Origin of the sequence: Rhodococcus coprophilus NBRC 100603 (assembly GCF_001895045.1) — a bacterium.
GTDB lineage: Bacteria > Actinomycetota > Actinomycetes > Mycobacteriales > Mycobacteriaceae > Rhodococcus > Rhodococcus coprophilus.
The window spans coordinates 371889-386552 of the sequence record NZ_BDAM01000001.1; the positions used below are offsets into that span (position 1 = coordinate 371889).

At 68.2% G+C, this 14664-nt stretch carries 15 protein-coding genes; all 15 read right to left on the bottom strand.

The window, feature by feature from the left end:
• Window positions 1-17 precede the first annotated feature (17 nt).
• Complete coding sequence (gene secG / locus RDCOP1_RS01645; protein WP_072698320.1) at window positions 18-251, bottom strand: preprotein translocase subunit SecG; 234 nt, start codon at window positions 249-251, stop codon at window positions 18-20.
• A gap of 41 nt (window positions 252-292) precedes the next feature.
• Window positions 293-1537, bottom strand: coding sequence for a CynX/NimT family MFS transporter (locus RDCOP1_RS01650; RefSeq protein WP_072698321.1), 1245 nt, complete (start codon window positions 1535-1537; stop codon window positions 293-295).
• A 109-nt stretch (window positions 1538-1646) separates the two neighbouring features.
• On the bottom strand, window positions 1647-2432 hold the full coding sequence (tpiA, locus tag RDCOP1_RS01655; protein ID WP_072698322.1) for a triose-phosphate isomerase: 786 nt from the start codon (window positions 2430-2432) through the stop codon (window positions 1647-1649).
• A gap of 5 nt (window positions 2433-2437) precedes the next feature.
• On the bottom strand, window positions 2438-3649 hold the full coding sequence (locus RDCOP1_RS01660) for a phosphoglycerate kinase (RefSeq protein WP_072698323.1): 1212 nt from the start codon (window positions 3647-3649) through the stop codon (window positions 2438-2440).
• 29 nt (window positions 3650-3678) lie between these two features.
• On the bottom strand, window positions 3679-4695 hold the full coding sequence (gene gap / locus RDCOP1_RS01665) for a type I glyceraldehyde-3-phosphate dehydrogenase (protein ID WP_072698324.1): 1017 nt from the start codon (window positions 4693-4695) through the stop codon (window positions 3679-3681).
• A 133-nt stretch (window positions 4696-4828) separates the two neighbouring features.
• Entirely contained in the window at window positions 4829-5812 is a 984-nt protein-coding gene (gene whiA / locus RDCOP1_RS01670; protein ID WP_072698325.1) for a DNA-binding protein WhiA, read from the bottom strand.
• Window positions 5803-6822 carry a gluconeogenesis factor YvcK family protein gene (locus RDCOP1_RS01675; RefSeq protein ID WP_072698326.1) on the bottom strand — a complete coding sequence of 340 codons (1020 nt, stop codon included), beginning with the start codon at window positions 6820-6822 and terminating at the stop codon, window positions 5803-5805. The genes whiA and RDCOP1_RS01675 overlap by 10 nt, the downstream gene beginning before the upstream one ends.
• Window positions 6819-7805 carry an RNase adapter RapZ gene (gene rapZ, locus RDCOP1_RS01680; RefSeq protein ID WP_371836798.1) on the bottom strand — a complete coding sequence of 329 codons (987 nt, stop codon included), beginning with the start codon at window positions 7803-7805 and terminating at the stop codon, window positions 6819-6821. Before rapZ ends, RDCOP1_RS01675 begins: the two co-directional genes overlap by 4 nt.
• Window positions 7802-9937: an excinuclease ABC subunit UvrC gene (gene uvrC / locus RDCOP1_RS01685; protein WP_072698327.1), complete on the bottom strand. Its 2136-nt coding sequence runs from the start codon at window positions 9935-9937 to the stop codon at window positions 7802-7804. Before uvrC ends, rapZ begins: the two co-directional genes overlap by 4 nt.
• A gap of 9 nt (window positions 9938-9946) precedes the next feature.
• Window positions 9947-10417 carry a PH domain-containing protein gene (locus RDCOP1_RS01690; RefSeq protein ID WP_072698328.1) on the bottom strand — a complete coding sequence of 157 codons (471 nt, stop codon included), beginning with the start codon at window positions 10415-10417 and terminating at the stop codon, window positions 9947-9949.
• Window positions 10414-10896, bottom strand: coding sequence for a 6,7-dimethyl-8-ribityllumazine synthase (gene ribH / locus RDCOP1_RS01695; RefSeq protein ID WP_072698329.1), 483 nt, complete (start codon window positions 10894-10896; stop codon window positions 10414-10416). Before ribH ends, RDCOP1_RS01690 begins: the two co-directional genes overlap by 4 nt.
• Window positions 10896-12146 (bottom strand): bifunctional 3,4-dihydroxy-2-butanone-4-phosphate synthase/GTP cyclohydrolase II, encoded by a 1251-nt coding sequence (locus tag RDCOP1_RS01700; RefSeq protein WP_072698330.1) that lies wholly within the window; start codon window positions 12144-12146, stop codon window positions 10896-10898. The genes ribH and RDCOP1_RS01700 overlap by 1 nt, the downstream gene beginning before the upstream one ends.
• A 74-nt stretch (window positions 12147-12220) precedes the next feature.
• Complete coding sequence (locus RDCOP1_RS01705; RefSeq protein WP_072698331.1) at window positions 12221-12826, bottom strand: riboflavin synthase; 606 nt, start codon at window positions 12824-12826, stop codon at window positions 12221-12223.
• A 61-nt stretch (window positions 12827-12887) separates the two neighbouring features.
• Window positions 12888-13907 carry a bifunctional diaminohydroxyphosphoribosylaminopyrimidine deaminase/5-amino-6-(5-phosphoribosylamino)uracil reductase RibD gene (ribD, locus tag RDCOP1_RS01710; RefSeq protein ID WP_072698332.1) on the bottom strand — a complete coding sequence of 340 codons (1020 nt, stop codon included), beginning with the start codon at window positions 13905-13907 and terminating at the stop codon, window positions 12888-12890.
• Window positions 13904-14587, bottom strand: coding sequence for a ribulose-phosphate 3-epimerase (gene rpe, locus RDCOP1_RS01715; RefSeq protein ID WP_072698333.1), 684 nt, complete (start codon window positions 14585-14587; stop codon window positions 13904-13906). The genes ribD and rpe overlap by 4 nt, the downstream gene beginning before the upstream one ends.
• Between the last annotated feature and the right edge of the window lie 77 nt (window positions 14588-14664).

Consider the following 14664-nt stretch of genomic DNA (forward strand, 5'->3'; position numbering starts at 1 on the left):
ATGCGACCGCTGGCCGATCAGCTGAACTTGATCTGCAGTCCGATGCCGAGGATGGCGATCACCCAGACGATGCCGGTGAACACGGTGAGCCGGTCGAGGTTCTTCTCGGCCACCGACGAACCCGAGAGGTTGGATTGGACGCCGCCGCCGAACAGGCTCGACAGACCGCCGCCCTTACCGCGGTGCAGCAGCACCAGCAGGATGAGCAGCAGGCTCGTGACGATCAGCAGAATGTCCAGGAACAGTTCCATGTCGGCGTTCGGTGTCCTTCGATGGTGGGTGACGTCGGCCGTCAGCTTACCCGGTCCGCACGACTTCCCGGATGTCCGGACCCCTCGTCGGAGGTTTCATCGTGGGTGTAGCGGGCGCGGCCCGCGAACGCCCCGACCACGGCCTGACCGGCCGCACACACCGCGACCAGCGCGAGGACTGCGGTCCAGGTGCCGGTGACGTCGAAGATCGCTCCGGCCACCACCGGCCCGCTCGCCGCGAGCAGGTAGCCGATGCACTGCGCCATGCCCGACAACTGCGCGGTCTGCGCGATCGTGCGGGTGCGCAACCCGAACAGCGACACCGCGATGATGAACGTCGCGCCGCTGCTCATGCCCGCGACGAGGACCCACAGCAGGACCAGATTCGGCGCCAAGAGCAGGCCGATCATCGCGACGACGAGAATCGACGCGGCCACCGCGGTGAGGAGGCTCTGATCACTGCGCCGTCCCATGAGAGCGGTGGCGCCCAGTCCTGCCACGATCCCGACGACCTGGTACACCGACAGGTGCCACCCGGCGGTGGCACGGTCGACGCCCAGGCCCATCTCGATGGACGGCAGCCAGGTGACGAGCAGGTAGAAGGTGGTGGATTGCAGGCCCATGAACGCGGTGACCTGCCACGCGGTCGCGGATCGCCACATCGACGCACCAGGTGTCGCGGCCGCGGGTGCGGGCGGCGGGGTCGGCAGCACCCGTCCGCGCACCGTCCACACGGCGGCCGCGAGCAGCGACACGACGGCCCAGAGTGCGAGTGCGCCCCGCCAGTTGCCGGTGAGCGCGAGGAACGGCACGGCCAGACCGGATCCCAGTCCGGCGGCGCCGGTGGTCACCGACGAGTACACGCCGGTGACGGTCGAGATGCGGGTGGGATGGTCGCGTTTGACGATGGCCGGCAACAACACGTTGCCGATGCCGATACCCGCACCGATCGCGATGGTGCCGACCCACAACCACGCCGCGCCGGGCAGCGACCGCAGCAGGATTCCCGCCGTCAGGACGAGCATGGCGACGAGGACCATGCGCTGCGCACCGAATCGGACGGCCGGGCGGTGAATCCACGGGGAGACGGCGGCGAAGCACAACAGCGGTACTGCCCCCAGCACTCCGAGCGCGGTGCTGCCGAGCCCGGTGTCGGCGCCGATCTCGTCGAGCAGCGGTCCGATCGCGGTGACAGCCGGGCGCAGGCACGCAGCGACGAGCAGTAATGCGACCAGCCCGAACATCACACTGCGGGTGCTCGGGTGGGTGTCGGTGCCTGCGGCCATAGGGTGAAGACTTCCTTTTTCGTTCCGGTACGCACCGGGAAAAGCCTCGGGGCGCAGGATCGAAGGATCCTGCGCCCCGCGGGCAAAGTGTTCGTACTTTCGAGACCCTCTACAGGAGCGGGCCGCCGGCCGCGATGGCGGACAGTTGCGCGAACTCGTCGGCCTTGAGCGACGCGCCGCCCACCAGACCACCGTCGACGTCGGGCTGAGCGATGAGCTCGCCGACGTTCTTGGCGTTCACGGAACCGCCGTAGAGCACGCGTACAGTGGCAGCGATCTCCGGCGAGGCCAACTCCGCAAGCGTGGAGCGCACTGCGGCGCACACCTCTTGGGCGTCGGCAGCCGAAGCCACCTTCCCCGTCCCGATGGCCCATACCGGCTCGTATGCAACGACGATCTTGGCGATGTCGTCGGCGGACAGCCCCGCGAGAGAGCCCTTCAGCTGTTCGACGTTGTACGCGACATGATTCCCGGCCTCGCGGATGTCGAGGCCCTCACCGATGCACACGATCGGAGTCAAGCCGTGCCCGAGCGCGGCCTTCGTCTTGTCGCGAACGAGTTCGTCGGTCTCACCGTGCAGCGTGCGCCGCTCGGAGTGGCCGACGACGACGTAGGTGCAGCCGAGCTTGGCGAGCATCGCAGCGGAGATCTCGCCGGTGTAGGCGCCGGACGCGTGCGCGGACACGTCCTGTGCACCGTAGGTGAGCTTGATCTTGTCGCCGTCGACGAGCGTCTGCACCGAACGGATGTCGGTGAACGGCGGGATGACCGTGACATCGACCTTCTCGAGGTACTTGTCGGGCAGAGTGAACGCGATCTTCTGCACCAGCGCGATGGCCTCGAGGTGGTTCAGATTCATCTTCCAGTTGCCCGCGATGAGCGGTTTGCGTGCCATCGCGCTCAGCCCTCCAGAACCGAGATGCCGGGCAGTTCCTTGCCCTCGAGGTACTCGAGGGAGGCGCCGCCGCCGGTGGAGATGTGCGAGAAGCCGTCCTCGGGCAGGCCGAGCTGACGGACGGCCGCAGCCGAATCGCCGCCGCCCACGACGCTGAACGCGCCCTTACCGGTGGCGTCGACGATCGCCTCGGCCACGCCCTTGGTGCCCGCCGCGAACTTCGGGAACTCGAACACGCCCATCGGGCCGTTCCAGAACACGGTCTTCGCCGCCGAGAGCAGCGACGAGAACCGCTGCACCGACTCCGGTCCGATGTCCAGGCCCATCCAGCCGTCCGAGATCTCGGTGACCGGTACGGTCTTCGATTCGGCGTCGGCCGAGAAGCTGTCGGCGATCACGACATCCTGCGGAATGTGCAGGACGTCGGCGTAACGCTCGAGCAGACCCTTGCAGGTCTCGATCATCGACTCTTCGAGCAACGAGTTGCCCACCGAAATGCCCTGCGCAGCAAGGAATGTGAAGCACATTCCGCCACCGATCACAAGCGTGTCGACCTTGGGAGCGAGCGCCTCGATCACCGCGAGCTTGTCGGAGACCTTGGAGCCGCCGAGCACCACCGCGTACGGACGCTCGGTGTCGGTGGTGAGCTTGGCCAGCACCGCGACCTCTTCGGCGACAAGCCGACCGGCGTAGTGCGGGAGCAGCTTCGCCACGTCGTACACCGACGCCTGCTTGCGGTGCACGACACCGAAACCGTCGGAGACGAAAGCACCGTCGTCGCCGACGAGTTCGACCAGATCGCGGGCGAGCGCCTGACGCTGCGACTCGTCCTTGCTGGTTTCGCGCGGGTCGAAGCGGACGTTCTCCAGCAGGAGGATGTCACCGTCGGTCAGGCCCTCGGAGCGGGCCAGAGCATCCTGCCCGACGACATCGCCGGCGAGCTGGACGTTGCGGCCGAGCACCTCACCGAGTTTCGCCGCGACGGGCGCGAGCGAGAACTTCGGATCCGGCTCGCCCTTGGGGCGGCCGAGGTGGGCTACGACGACGACCTTGGCCCCTGCTTCAGCGAGTGCCTTGATCGTCGGGGCGGACGCGACGATGCGACCGGGGTCGGTGATCGTCGCGCCGTCCAGGGGGACGTTGAGGTCGGAGCGCACGAGCACACCGCGCCCCTCCACCCCGGCGTCGAGCAGATCCTTCAGGGTCTGAACTGCCACTGTTCGGGTGTCCTGTTCGGTTCGGTGTATCAGAGCGACTTGCCGACGAGACCGATGAGGTCGACGACGCGGTTCGAGTAACCCCACTCGTTGTCGTACCAGGCCACAATCTTGACCTGATCGTCGATGACCTTGGTCAGCGGCGCATCGAAGATCGACGAGTGCGGGTCGGTGACGATGTCCGAGGACACGATCGGGTCGGTGTTGTACTTCAGGATGCCCTTGAGCGGACCCTCTGCTGCGGCCTGCATCGCGGCGTTGATCTCCTCGATCGACGCCTTGGTGCGGAGGTTGGCCGTGAGGTCGGTGACCGAGCCGGTCGGGATCGGCACGCGCAGCGCGTAGCCGTCGAGCTTGCCGAGCAGCTGCGGGAGCACGAGGCCGATGGCCTTCGCGGCGCCCGTGCCGGTCGGGACGACGTTCAGCGCGGCGGCGCGAGCGCGACGCAGATCCTTGTGCGGGCCGTCCTGAAGGTTCTGGTCCTGCGTGTAGGCGTGGATCGTGGTCATGAGACCGCGCTCGATGCCGAAGCTGTCGTCGAGGACCTTGGCGACCGGGCCGAGGCAGTTGGTGGTGCACGAGGCGTTGGAGATGATGTTCTGGCTGCCGTCGTACTTGTCGTCGTTGACGCCCATCACGATGGTGATGTCCTCGCCCTTGGCGGGCGCGGAGATGATGACCTTCTTGGCGCCGGCGTCGAGGTGACCCTTCGCCTTGGCCGCGTCGGTGAAGATGCCGGTGGACTCGACGACGACGTCGACACCCAGGTCGCCCCACGGGAGCGCCGCCGGGCCTTCCTTGATTTCGAGCGCCTTGATCTTCTGCTCGCCGACGATGATGAAGTCGCCCTCGACACGGACGTCCTTGTCGAGGCGACCCAGGATCGAGTCGTACTTCAGGAGCGTCGCAAGAGTGTCGTTGTCGGTCAGGTCGTTGACGGCGACGATCTCGATGTCAGTGGTGCCGAGCGCCTTCTGCGCTTCGACTGCGCGGAAGAAGTTGCGCCCGATACGTCCGAACCCGTTCACGCCTACGCGGACAGTCACAGTGGAGCTCCTTTGCCCAGATCTCGATGATTGTGCTGATGATTGTGCTGGTGTGACCCCCACCCTAATGTGCCGGGGCCCCGGTATGGGATTCGCCCTATGTGACGACGAACTCCTTATCCAGCGTGCGCCTCTACGCGTCGTCGAGCAACTCCGCGGTCACCGCGGACTCGGTGTCGGGGATCCCGAGATCCTTCGCTCGCCGGTCGGCCATCGACAGCAGACGCCGGATACGTCCGGCCACGGCATCCTTGGTCATCGGCGGGTCCGCGAGCTGACCGAGTTCCTCGAGGGAAGCCTGACGATGCTCCACGCGGAGTGTGCCGGCGGCGGCAAGGTGATCGGGAACGTCGTCTCCGAGAATGTTGAGAGCGCGTTCGACCCGTGCCGCGGCCGCGACGGCAGCACGCGCGGACCGGCGCAGATTCGCGTCGTCGAAGTTCGCGAGACGGTTCGCGGTGGCCCGCACCTCGCGACGCATCCGGCGTTCTTCCCAGGTCAGGCGGGTGTCTTGGGCTCCCATCTGGGTGAGCAGAGCGCCGATCGCCTCCCCGTCGCGCACCACGACCCGGTCGGAACCACGCACTTCACGCGCCTTGGCGGTCACCCCCAGCCGGCGGGCTGCCCCGACGAGCGCGAGCGCCGCTTCCGGGCCGGGACAGCTGATCTCCAGCGCCGACGACCGTCCCGGCTCGGTCAGCGAGCCGTGCGCGAGGAACGCACCTCGCCACGCCGCGGCGATATCCGAAACGCTGCCACCGACGACCTGGGCCGGCAGCCCGCGTACCGGACGCCCGCGGCCGTCGAGAAGACCGGTCTGCCGTGCGAGTGCTTCGCCGTCCTTCCCCACGCGCACCACGTACCGCGAACTCTTGCGCAGGCCGCCCGCGCCGAGCACGTGGACGTCTGCGGCGTATCCGTAGAGCTCGAAGATCTCGCGGCGCAACCGGCGCGCGATCGACCCGAGGTCCACCTCGGCTTCGACGACCACGCGTCCGGCGACGATGTGCAACCCACCGGCGAAGCGCAGGAGAGAGGACACTTCGGCCTTGCGGTTGCTGGTCCGGGTGACCGTCAGCCTGCTCAGCTCGTCCTTGACCTCCGCTGTCATTGCCACGAGATGATCTCCCTCCGGTCGCCGTTTCCGGGGCGGGCGCTGCCCGGAATCGGTGACAGATACTTTTCCAGTGCCACCGCCAGCTTGGCGGGGTCGTGTCGTTGGGTTCCGTTTTCGGCCACGTCGGCGTACGAGACGTCGGCACCGAGGTACGACGCGGCACGGTCCAGATGGTCGCGCTCGCGGCCGGGCGTCACCGTCGCCGCGTCGACGACCACGTGGTCGACCCGGAAATCCGGGGCGTGCTGGGCCAGCACGTGGAGGTGTCGTTCGGCGGAGAACCCGGCCGTCTCCCCCGGTTCCGCGGCGAGGTTGAGGATCAGCACCTTCGTCGCCGGGGTGTGCGTCAGCGCGTCGTGCAGGTCCGGGACGAGTACGTGCGGGATGACGCTCGAGAACCACGATCCCGGCCCGAGCACCACCATGTCCGCTTCGCACACGGCGTCGACCGCTGCGGGGCACGCCGGCGGGTCCGCGGGGATCAGGCGCACCCGCCGCACCTTGCCCGGGGTGGTCGCGACGGCGACCTGTCCCCGGATGCACCGGCTCACCCGCGGGTCGGATTCGAGTCCGGCGACGTCTGCTTCGATGTCGAGCGCGATCGGGGACATCGGCAGTACCCGTCCTTTCAGACCGAGCACCCGGGCGAGCATGTCCAATGCCGCCACCGGGTCCCCCACCACCTCGGTGAGTCCCGCCAGGATCATGTTGCCGACCGAATGACCGGCCAGTGCCCCGGTTCCGCCGAAACGGTGCTGCACGACCTCGGTCCACACCTTCACGTCCGGAGTGTCGGCGGCCAGCGCAGCGAGGGCCATGCGCAGGTCGCCGGGCGGAATCACCCCTAGTTCGGCGCGCAGCCGTCCGGACGATCCGCCGTCGTCGGCAACCGTCACGACAGCGGTGACGCGGTCGCTCAGGCACCGGACGGCGCTCAGGGTGGCGTACAGCCCGTGCCCTCCTCCGAGCGCGGTGACTGCAGGTGCCTCGTCGATCGGGTGCGCGGTCACTCGCGCCCCAGATCCCGATGCACGACGTGCACCGCGAGCCCGGGATCCTGCTCGAGGCGCGCGGCGAGTTCTTCTGCCATCGCCACGCTTCGGTGTTTGCCGCCGGTGCATCCCACCGCGATCGTCATATAACGCTTCCCCTCCCGACGGTAACCGGCCGTGGTCAGTTCCAGCAGCCGGTGATAGGTGCGCAAGTAGTCCTCGGCACCGTCGCGGGACAGTACATAATCGCGGACGGCAGCATCCTGTCCGGTATGTGGGCGCAGTTCCGCGATCCAGTGGGGATTCGGGAGGAACCGCACGTCGCACACGAGATCCGAATCCATGGGCAGTCCGTATTTGAACCCGAAGGACTCCACCGTGACCCCGATGGTGTCGGACGCCGCATCGCCGAAGGCCGCTTCGATCTTGCGGCGCAGTTCCGGCCCGGACAGCGCCGAGGTGTCGATAACGAGGTCGGCGGCGCCCTTTACCGGAGCAAGCTGAGCCCGTTCCGCGGCGATGCCGTCGGACAGGGTCCGGTCGGCGGTGTCCGCCTGCAACGGGTGGCTGCGCCGCACCTGCTCGAAGCGGCGGATCAGGACGGCGTCGGTGGCGTCGAGGAAGAGCACCCGGGTGCTCACCGGCCGTGCTTCGAGGTCCGCGACGACGCGCCCGAGGTCGCCGGTGAACAAGCGGCTGCGCACGTCCATCACCATGGCGAGCCGTTCGAGAGGAGGCTCCGCCTGTACGGCGAGATCGACCATCGAGATGACGAGTTGCGGCGGCAGATTGTCGGCGACGTACCATCCCAGATCTTCGAGAGCTGTGGCCGCCGTGCTCAGGCCCGCGCCCGACAGGCCCGTCACGAGAATCACCTCCGCGCGGGCTTCCTTCGCGCGGTCTTCCTTCGCGCGGTCTTCCTTCGCGCGGTCTTCCTTCGCGCCTACCGGTCTCGCCCCGTGCTCGTCCCGTTCCCGGGACATGCGGTCCACGTCCGTCACTGTTCAGCCTCCGCTCGCACCGCCGACACGCCGACCGAGTCATCATCGCCCACAGACGGTGCCGGTGCATCCGGGTCGGCATCCTCGGCGGGTGTGTGGGGGGCCCGGTCGGCGCGCAGGGCGTCGAGAACGGCCTGTGCGGTGGCCTTCCCGATGCCCGGCACCGCGGTGATCTCGTCGACGCCGGCTTCCCGCAACCGCGCCACCGAGCCGAAGTGCGTGACGAGTGCCTTGCGCCGGGTCTCCCCCAGTCCTTTCACGCCGTCGAGTGCCGAGGCGGTCATGCGGCGGGAACGTTTGCTCCGGTGGAAAGTGATCGCGAAGCGGTGCGCCTCGTCGCGGATGCGCTGCAGCAGGTAGAGCGACTCGCTGGTGCGGGGCAGGATCACCGGATCCTCCTCCCCCGGTACCCACACCTCCTCGAGACGTTTGGCGAGTCCGATCACGGCGACGTCGGTGATCCCCAGTTCGTCGAGTACCTCGGCGGCGGCGGCGACCTGGGGGGCACCACCGTCCACGACGTAGAGGTTCGGCGGATAGGCGAATCGGCGCGGCCGGCCGGTGGCGGGATCGAGGGCGGCTTCGGGTGCGAAGTCTCCACCGTCGCCGGTGACCGTGCCCGCGGTGTCGCGCTGGTGACGCAGGAACCTACGGCGGGTGACCTCCGCGATCGACGCCACGTCGTCGGAGTGGCCGTCGCCCGCGGCGTGCTTGATTCCGTAGTGCCGGTAGTCGGACTTGCGGGGCAGTCCGTCTTCGAACACCACGAGCGAGGCGACCACGTCGGTGCCCTGGACGTGGCTGATGTCGACACATTCGATGCGGAGCGGCGCCGAGTCGAGATCGAGTGCTTCCTGGATGCCCTGCAACGCCGCCGAGCGTGCAGTGAAGTCCCCGGCGCGTCGTAGCTTGTGCTGTGCGAGAGCCTCTTTCGCGTTGCGCTGCACGGTGTCGGCGAGAGCCTTCTTGTCGCCGCGCTGCGGAATTCTCAGGCGCACCGGGCCGCCGCGCAGACCGGCGAGCCAGCGGGTCATCTCGTCGGGGTCCGGAGGTAGTGCGGGTACCAGCACCTCGCGTGGCACCGCGCCGCCCTCCTGTGCGTCGGAAGAGGCGTCACCGGTAACGAGTGCGGCTTCTTCTCCGTAGAACTGGGTGAGGAACTGTTCGACGAGCAGCGACACTTCCTCCACGTCGCCGACGTCCTCGGCCGCTTCACCGAGAGTGTCGCGGCCATCGGGTCGGTCGAGCACGTCGCCGGACTTCTCGACCACCCATCCGCGCTGGCCCCGGACGCGTCCACCGCGCACATGGAAGACCTGTACGGCGACTTCGAGATCGTCGTCGGCAAACGCGACGATGTCGGCGTCGGTGCCGTCGCCGAGCACGACCGCCTGCTTCTCGAGTGCCTTGCGGAGCGCCCCGAGATCGTCGCGCAACCGGGCGGCGGTCTCGAAGTCGAGTTCGTCGGCGGCCGCCTGCATCCTCAGTTCGACGTCGCGGACGAGTTTGTCGGTGCGGCCGGACAAGAAGTCGCAGAACGCTTCGACGATGCGGCGGTGTTCCTCGGCGTCGACCCGGCCGACGCACGGTGCCGAACATTTGTCGATGTAGCCGAGCAGGCACGGCCGGCCGATCTGGGTGTGCCGTTTGAACACGCCGGCGGAGCACGTCCGAGCCGGGAACACCCGCAGCAGCAGGTCGAGGGTTTCGCGGATCGCCCATGCGTGGGAGTACGGACCGAAGTACCGGACCCCCTTGCGGCGCGGACCCCGGTACACGAACAGGCGCGGGTATTCCTCGTTGAGGGTGACCGCGAGCATCGGGTACGTCTTGTCGTCGCGGTAGCGAACGTTGAACCGGGGATCGAATTCCTTGATCCAGTTGTACTCGAGTTGCAGCGCCTCGACCTCGGTGCGCACCACCGTCCACTCGACGCTGCCGGCGGTGGTGACCATCTGCCGGGTACGCGGGTGCAGCGACGCGACGTCGGCGAAGTAAGAGTTCAGCCGCGAACGGAGGTTCTTCGCCTTACCTACGTAGACGACCCGCCCGTGCGGATCGCGGAACTTGTACACCCCCGGTTCCGTCGGGATGGTGCCGGTGGCTGGGCGGTATGTAGAGGGGTCGGGCACGAGTCCAGGCTAGTCGCCGCCGACGACACCCCGGCCGTACCGGGCTTCGAGTTCGCGGAACCTCTCGAGCGCGTCGACGGCACTCGCGCCGTCTCTGGCCTGCACCGCAACGACCGGGACGTACTCGTCGTACGGCAGTTCGAGACGTGCCCAGGGCGCGCCGTGCGGGAACGACAATCCGCGCACCTCGTCCCACGGTATGTGCTTCTCGGCGACGACGTTACGCACCGCCACGCCCTCGGCTCCGGCGCGGAACCGTGGCCGGGTGAAGAGCAGCAGCCCCCCGGACAGCGCGATACCGATCGCGACCATGGCGCCCTGGTCCGCGACCCGCAGGTTCACACCCGAATCGCCACCGCCACGCAGCACGAGCGCGGCTCCGAGGTGCACGGCGAGCACGAAAACGGCCCCCATGATCACCCAGCGGCGCATCTTCACCGGACGGACCTCGAGATCCCATTGCGTGTCGGCGGTGGTCATGAACGAGCCTCCCGCAGCCTGCGCAGGGTCACGGCTGTGTCGAGCGCAGCCGCGCACGCCTGTCCACCCTTGTCCTCGGCAGAACCGGGGAGCCCCGCACGATCGCGCGCCTGCTCCTCGGTGTCGGTGGTGAGCACACCGTTACCCACCGGCGTGCTCTCGTCGAGCGCCACGCGGGTCAGTCCGTAGGTGACCGCCTCGCACACGTACTCGAAATGCGGGGTGCCACCACGAATGACCACGCCCAGTGCGACCACGGCGTCGTGGGTCCGGGCGAGCTGCTGCGCTACGACGGGCAGTTCGATCGCACCTGCGACCCGCTCGACCCGGACGTCGGTGATGCCGGCCTGGTCCGCAACGCGCAGGGCTCCGGCGATCAGAGCGCCCGAGATCTCGGCGTGCCAGCTACCGGCGACGACAGCGAGGCGAAGGTCTGCTGCATCACCGATCTGCAGGTCCGGCAGTCCCTCCCCACTCATCAGGCGTCTCCGGCTTCGAACTCGTCGAGCCCGATGAGATCGTGGCCCATCCGGTCGCGCTTGGTGCGCAGGTAGGTGAGGTTCTCACGGTTCGCGCGCAGCGGCATCGGTACCCGATCGGTGATCTGGAGTCCGTAACCGTCGAGGCCGACCCGCTTGGCGGGATTGTTCGTCAGCAGACGCATCGAGGAGATTCCCAGGTCGACGAGAATCTGCGCACCGATCCCGTAGTCACGGGCATCGGCGGGCAGACCGAGCTGAAGATTCGCGTCGACGGTGTCCGACCCGGCGTCCTGGAGCTGGTAGGCCTGCAGCTTGTGCATCAGGCCGATGCCACGGCCCTCGTGGCCGCGCATGTACAGCACGACGCCGCGGCCTTCCTGGGCAACCATGTCGAGAGCCGCGTCGAGTTGCGGTCCGCAGTCGCATCGCAGCGAGCCGAAGACGTCACCGGTGAGGCACTCCGAGTGGACCCGCACCAGAACGTCGGAACCGTCCCCGTCCGGACCGGCGATGTCACCCAGCACGAGCGCGACATGCTCGACCTCGTCGTAGATGCTCTGGTAGCCGACGGCGGTGAAGCTGCCGTGCCGGGTGGGGATGCGGGCTTCTGCGACGCGCACGACATGCTTCTCGTGCTTGCGGCGCCACGCGATGAGATCGGCGATCGAGATCAGCGCGAGCTCGTGCTCGTCCGCGAACACGCGCAGTTCGTCGGTGCGGGCCATTTCGCCCTCGTCCTTCTGCGACACGATCTCGCAGATGACGCCGGCGGGCCGGAGGTCGGCCATGCGGGCAAGGTCGACAGCGGCCTCGGTGTGCCCGGGACGACGCAGAACACCGCCCTCTTTGGCACGCAGCGGCACCACGTGACCGGGCCGGGTGAAGTCGTCGGCGCGGGAGTCCGGATCGGCGAGCAGACGCATGGTCGCCGCACGGTCGGAGGCCGAGATGCCGGTGCCGATGCCTTCCTTGGCATCGACGGTGACCGTATACGCGGTGCCGTGCTTGTCCTGGTTGGTGGAGTACATCGGGGGCAGGCCGAGCCGGTCGCAGTCTTCACCGTCGAGGGGCACACACAGGTACCCCGAGGTGTACCGGACCATGAAGGCCACAAGTTCCGGGGTGGCTTTCTCCGCCGCAAAGATGAGGTCACCCTCGTTTTCACGGTCCTCGTCGTCGACCACGACGACCGCTTTACCGGCGGCGATATCGGCGACCGCTCGCTCGATGGTGTCGAACCTCGTCACTTGCCTTGGCTCCAAATCTCGTATCCGGACGACTCGTGCTTCGCGTCCACTTGTCGTTTCCACCCTACGACTACCTAGCGAGCGTTCTGCAGTCGCTCCACGTACTTGGCGATCACATCCACCTCGAGATTGACGACGGTGCCCGGTTCCGCCGCGCCGAGCGTCGTGAGCGACAACGTCGTGGGGATCAGGGAGATCTCGAACCACTCGTCACCGCGATCGCCACCGAGCGCCGAAACCGTCAGGGACACGCCGTCGACGGTGATCGAACCCTTTTCGACCACGTACCGGGAAATGCTGTCGGGCAACGACACTCGTACGACGGTCCAGTTGTCGGACGGCGTCCGGGACAGGACGGTGCCGGTGCCGTCGACGTGCCCCTGCACGATGTGACCGCCCAGTCGGCTGTTCACCGCGGCGGCGCGCTCGAGGTTCACGCGGCTTCCCGTGGCGAGTCGCGCCAGCGACGACCGATCGAGTGTCTCCTGCATCACATCCGTCGTGAAGGAGTCGCCACCCGGCACGTCCACCACCGTCAGACACACGCCGTTGACGGCGATCGAGTCGCCGTGCTTCGCGTCGGAGGTCACCAGTGGGCCGCGCACCGTGAAGCGCGCCGCGTCCGCGAGGTCTTCCCGCGCCACGATCTCACCAAGTTCCTCGACGATGCCGGTGAACACGTTCGAGCTCCTTCACTCCCGGCCGAGAACCGGGTTCACCCGCCCCTTCCCGGGGCCGGACTTACTGATCCCGATCCGGAACCAGGGTCAACAACACGTCGGCGCCGACGGTCTCGACGCGCTCCCGACGAAACCGTAGCGCCTCGGTGACGGTGTGTACGCCCGCGTCCTGCACAGCGGTCGTTCCGGCTCCCAGGACCACCGGCGCGAGATATGCCTGGACACGGTCGACACTGCGTGCGGCGAGAAAAGCTCCGGCGAGGCGCGGACCGCCCTCGATCAGCACATCCGGGTGGTCGGTGAGGGCATCGAGGACCTCACCGATGTCGCGTGTACGCAGCACGAGCGTCGGCGCCGCGTCGTCGAGCACACGCGCGGACGTGGGGATCTCCCGCAGTCCCACGACCACGCGAAGGGGCTGGTGCGGCGCGAGTTGGCCGTCCGGAAGCCGCGCGGTGAGCCACGGATCGTCGGTGAGTACCGTTCCGGTGCCGACGACGATCGCGTCGAGGCGACTGCGCTCGTCGTGCACACGTGCGCGCGACTCGGGGCCTGAGATCCACTGGCTCGTCCCGTCCTGCGCGGCACTGCGCCCGTCGAGGGTCGCCGCGTACTTCCAGGTGACGTGCGGCCGTCCGGTCCGGGCGCGGTGCAGCCAGGCGCGCAGCGGCCCGTGGATGACGGCATCGGCGCCGAGGCCGGGATGCACTGTCACGCCGGCAGCGCGCAGGGTGTCGGCCCCGCCTCCGGCGATCGGGTTCGGGTCGGAGACGGAGTAGTACACCGACGCGATACCGGCATCGACGAGTGCGCGGGCACACGGGCCGGTGCGGCCGGTGTGGTTGCACGGCTCGAGGGTGACAACGGCGGTACCGCCGCGCGCCCGGTCGCCGGCGGCAGCGAGCGCGCGCACCTCCGCATGCGGTCCGCCCGGGGGCGCTGTCGCACCCACCCCGGCGACCTGCCCGGATGCGTCGAGAATCACTGCGCCGACCGGCGGGTTCGGGCTGGTGGTGCCCCGCACGGCCTCCGAGGCATCCAGCGCGAACTGAAATGCCTCGAGGACCTCGGGGGGTGTCACGGCGCGAGAGTCAGATGCGCTGACGCAGCCGCGGCCTGCGCGCGGAGCTTGCGCACCGCCTCGGCCGGATCGTCGGCTCCGTACACGGCGGACCCGGCCACGAAGCAGTCCACTCCCGCTTCGGCCGCGGCCTCGATGGTGTCGCTGTTGATCCCGCCGTCGATCTCGACGAGGAGCCGCAACTCACCCGAGTCGACGAGGCGGCGCACCGCCCGTGCCTTTTCGAGTACATCGGGGATGAACGCCTGGCCGCCGAAACCGGGCTCGACGCTCATCACGAGGAGAGTGTCGAACTCGCGGAGGATCTCCAGGTAGGGCTCGATAGGGGTGCCCGGCTTCACCGACAACCCGGCCTTGCCTCCCGCCGCCCGGATGTCCCTGGCCACGGCGACCGGATCGTCCGTCGCCTCCGCGTGGAACGTCACATTGTGTGCCCCGGCCTCGGCATAGGGCGGGGCCCACCGGCCGGGATTCTCGATCATCAGATGGCAGTCGAGCGGAATGTCCGTCGCTTTGAGCAACGACTCCACGATGGGCAGACCGAGAGTCAGGTTCGGCACGAAATGGGCGTCCATGACATCGACGTGAAGCCAGTCGGCACCGGCTACGGCCTGCGCCTCGTCGGCGAGACGAGCGAAATCGGCGGACAGGATCGAGGGGGCAATCATCGGGTGGGCCACATCGATCGAGTCTAGACGAGGGCACCGCACGTGCCGGTAACCAGCACGGACGCTCCACCCGGCGGCGTCGCTACGGA

What these genes read in the sequence shown, in the direction of transcription:
- secG (WP_072698320.1), bottom strand. Translation starts at nt 251, where the DNA reads ATGGAACTGTTCCTGGACATTCTGCTGATCGTCACGAGCCTGCTGCTC.
- RDCOP1_RS01650 (WP_072698321.1), bottom strand. Translation starts at nt 1,537, where the DNA reads ATGGCCGCAGGCACCGACACCCACCCGAGCACCCGCAGTGTGATGTTC.
- tpiA (WP_072698322.1), bottom strand. Translation starts at nt 2,432, where the DNA reads ATGGCACGCAAACCGCTCATCGCGGGCAACTGGAAGATGAATCTGAAC.
- RDCOP1_RS01690 (WP_072698328.1), bottom strand. Translation starts at nt 10,417, where the DNA reads ATGACCACCGCCGACACGCAATGGGATCTCGAGGTCCGTCCGGTGAAG.
- ribH (WP_072698329.1), bottom strand. Translation starts at nt 10,896, where the DNA reads ATGAGTGGGGAGGGACTGCCGGACCTGCAGATCGGTGATGCAGCAGAC.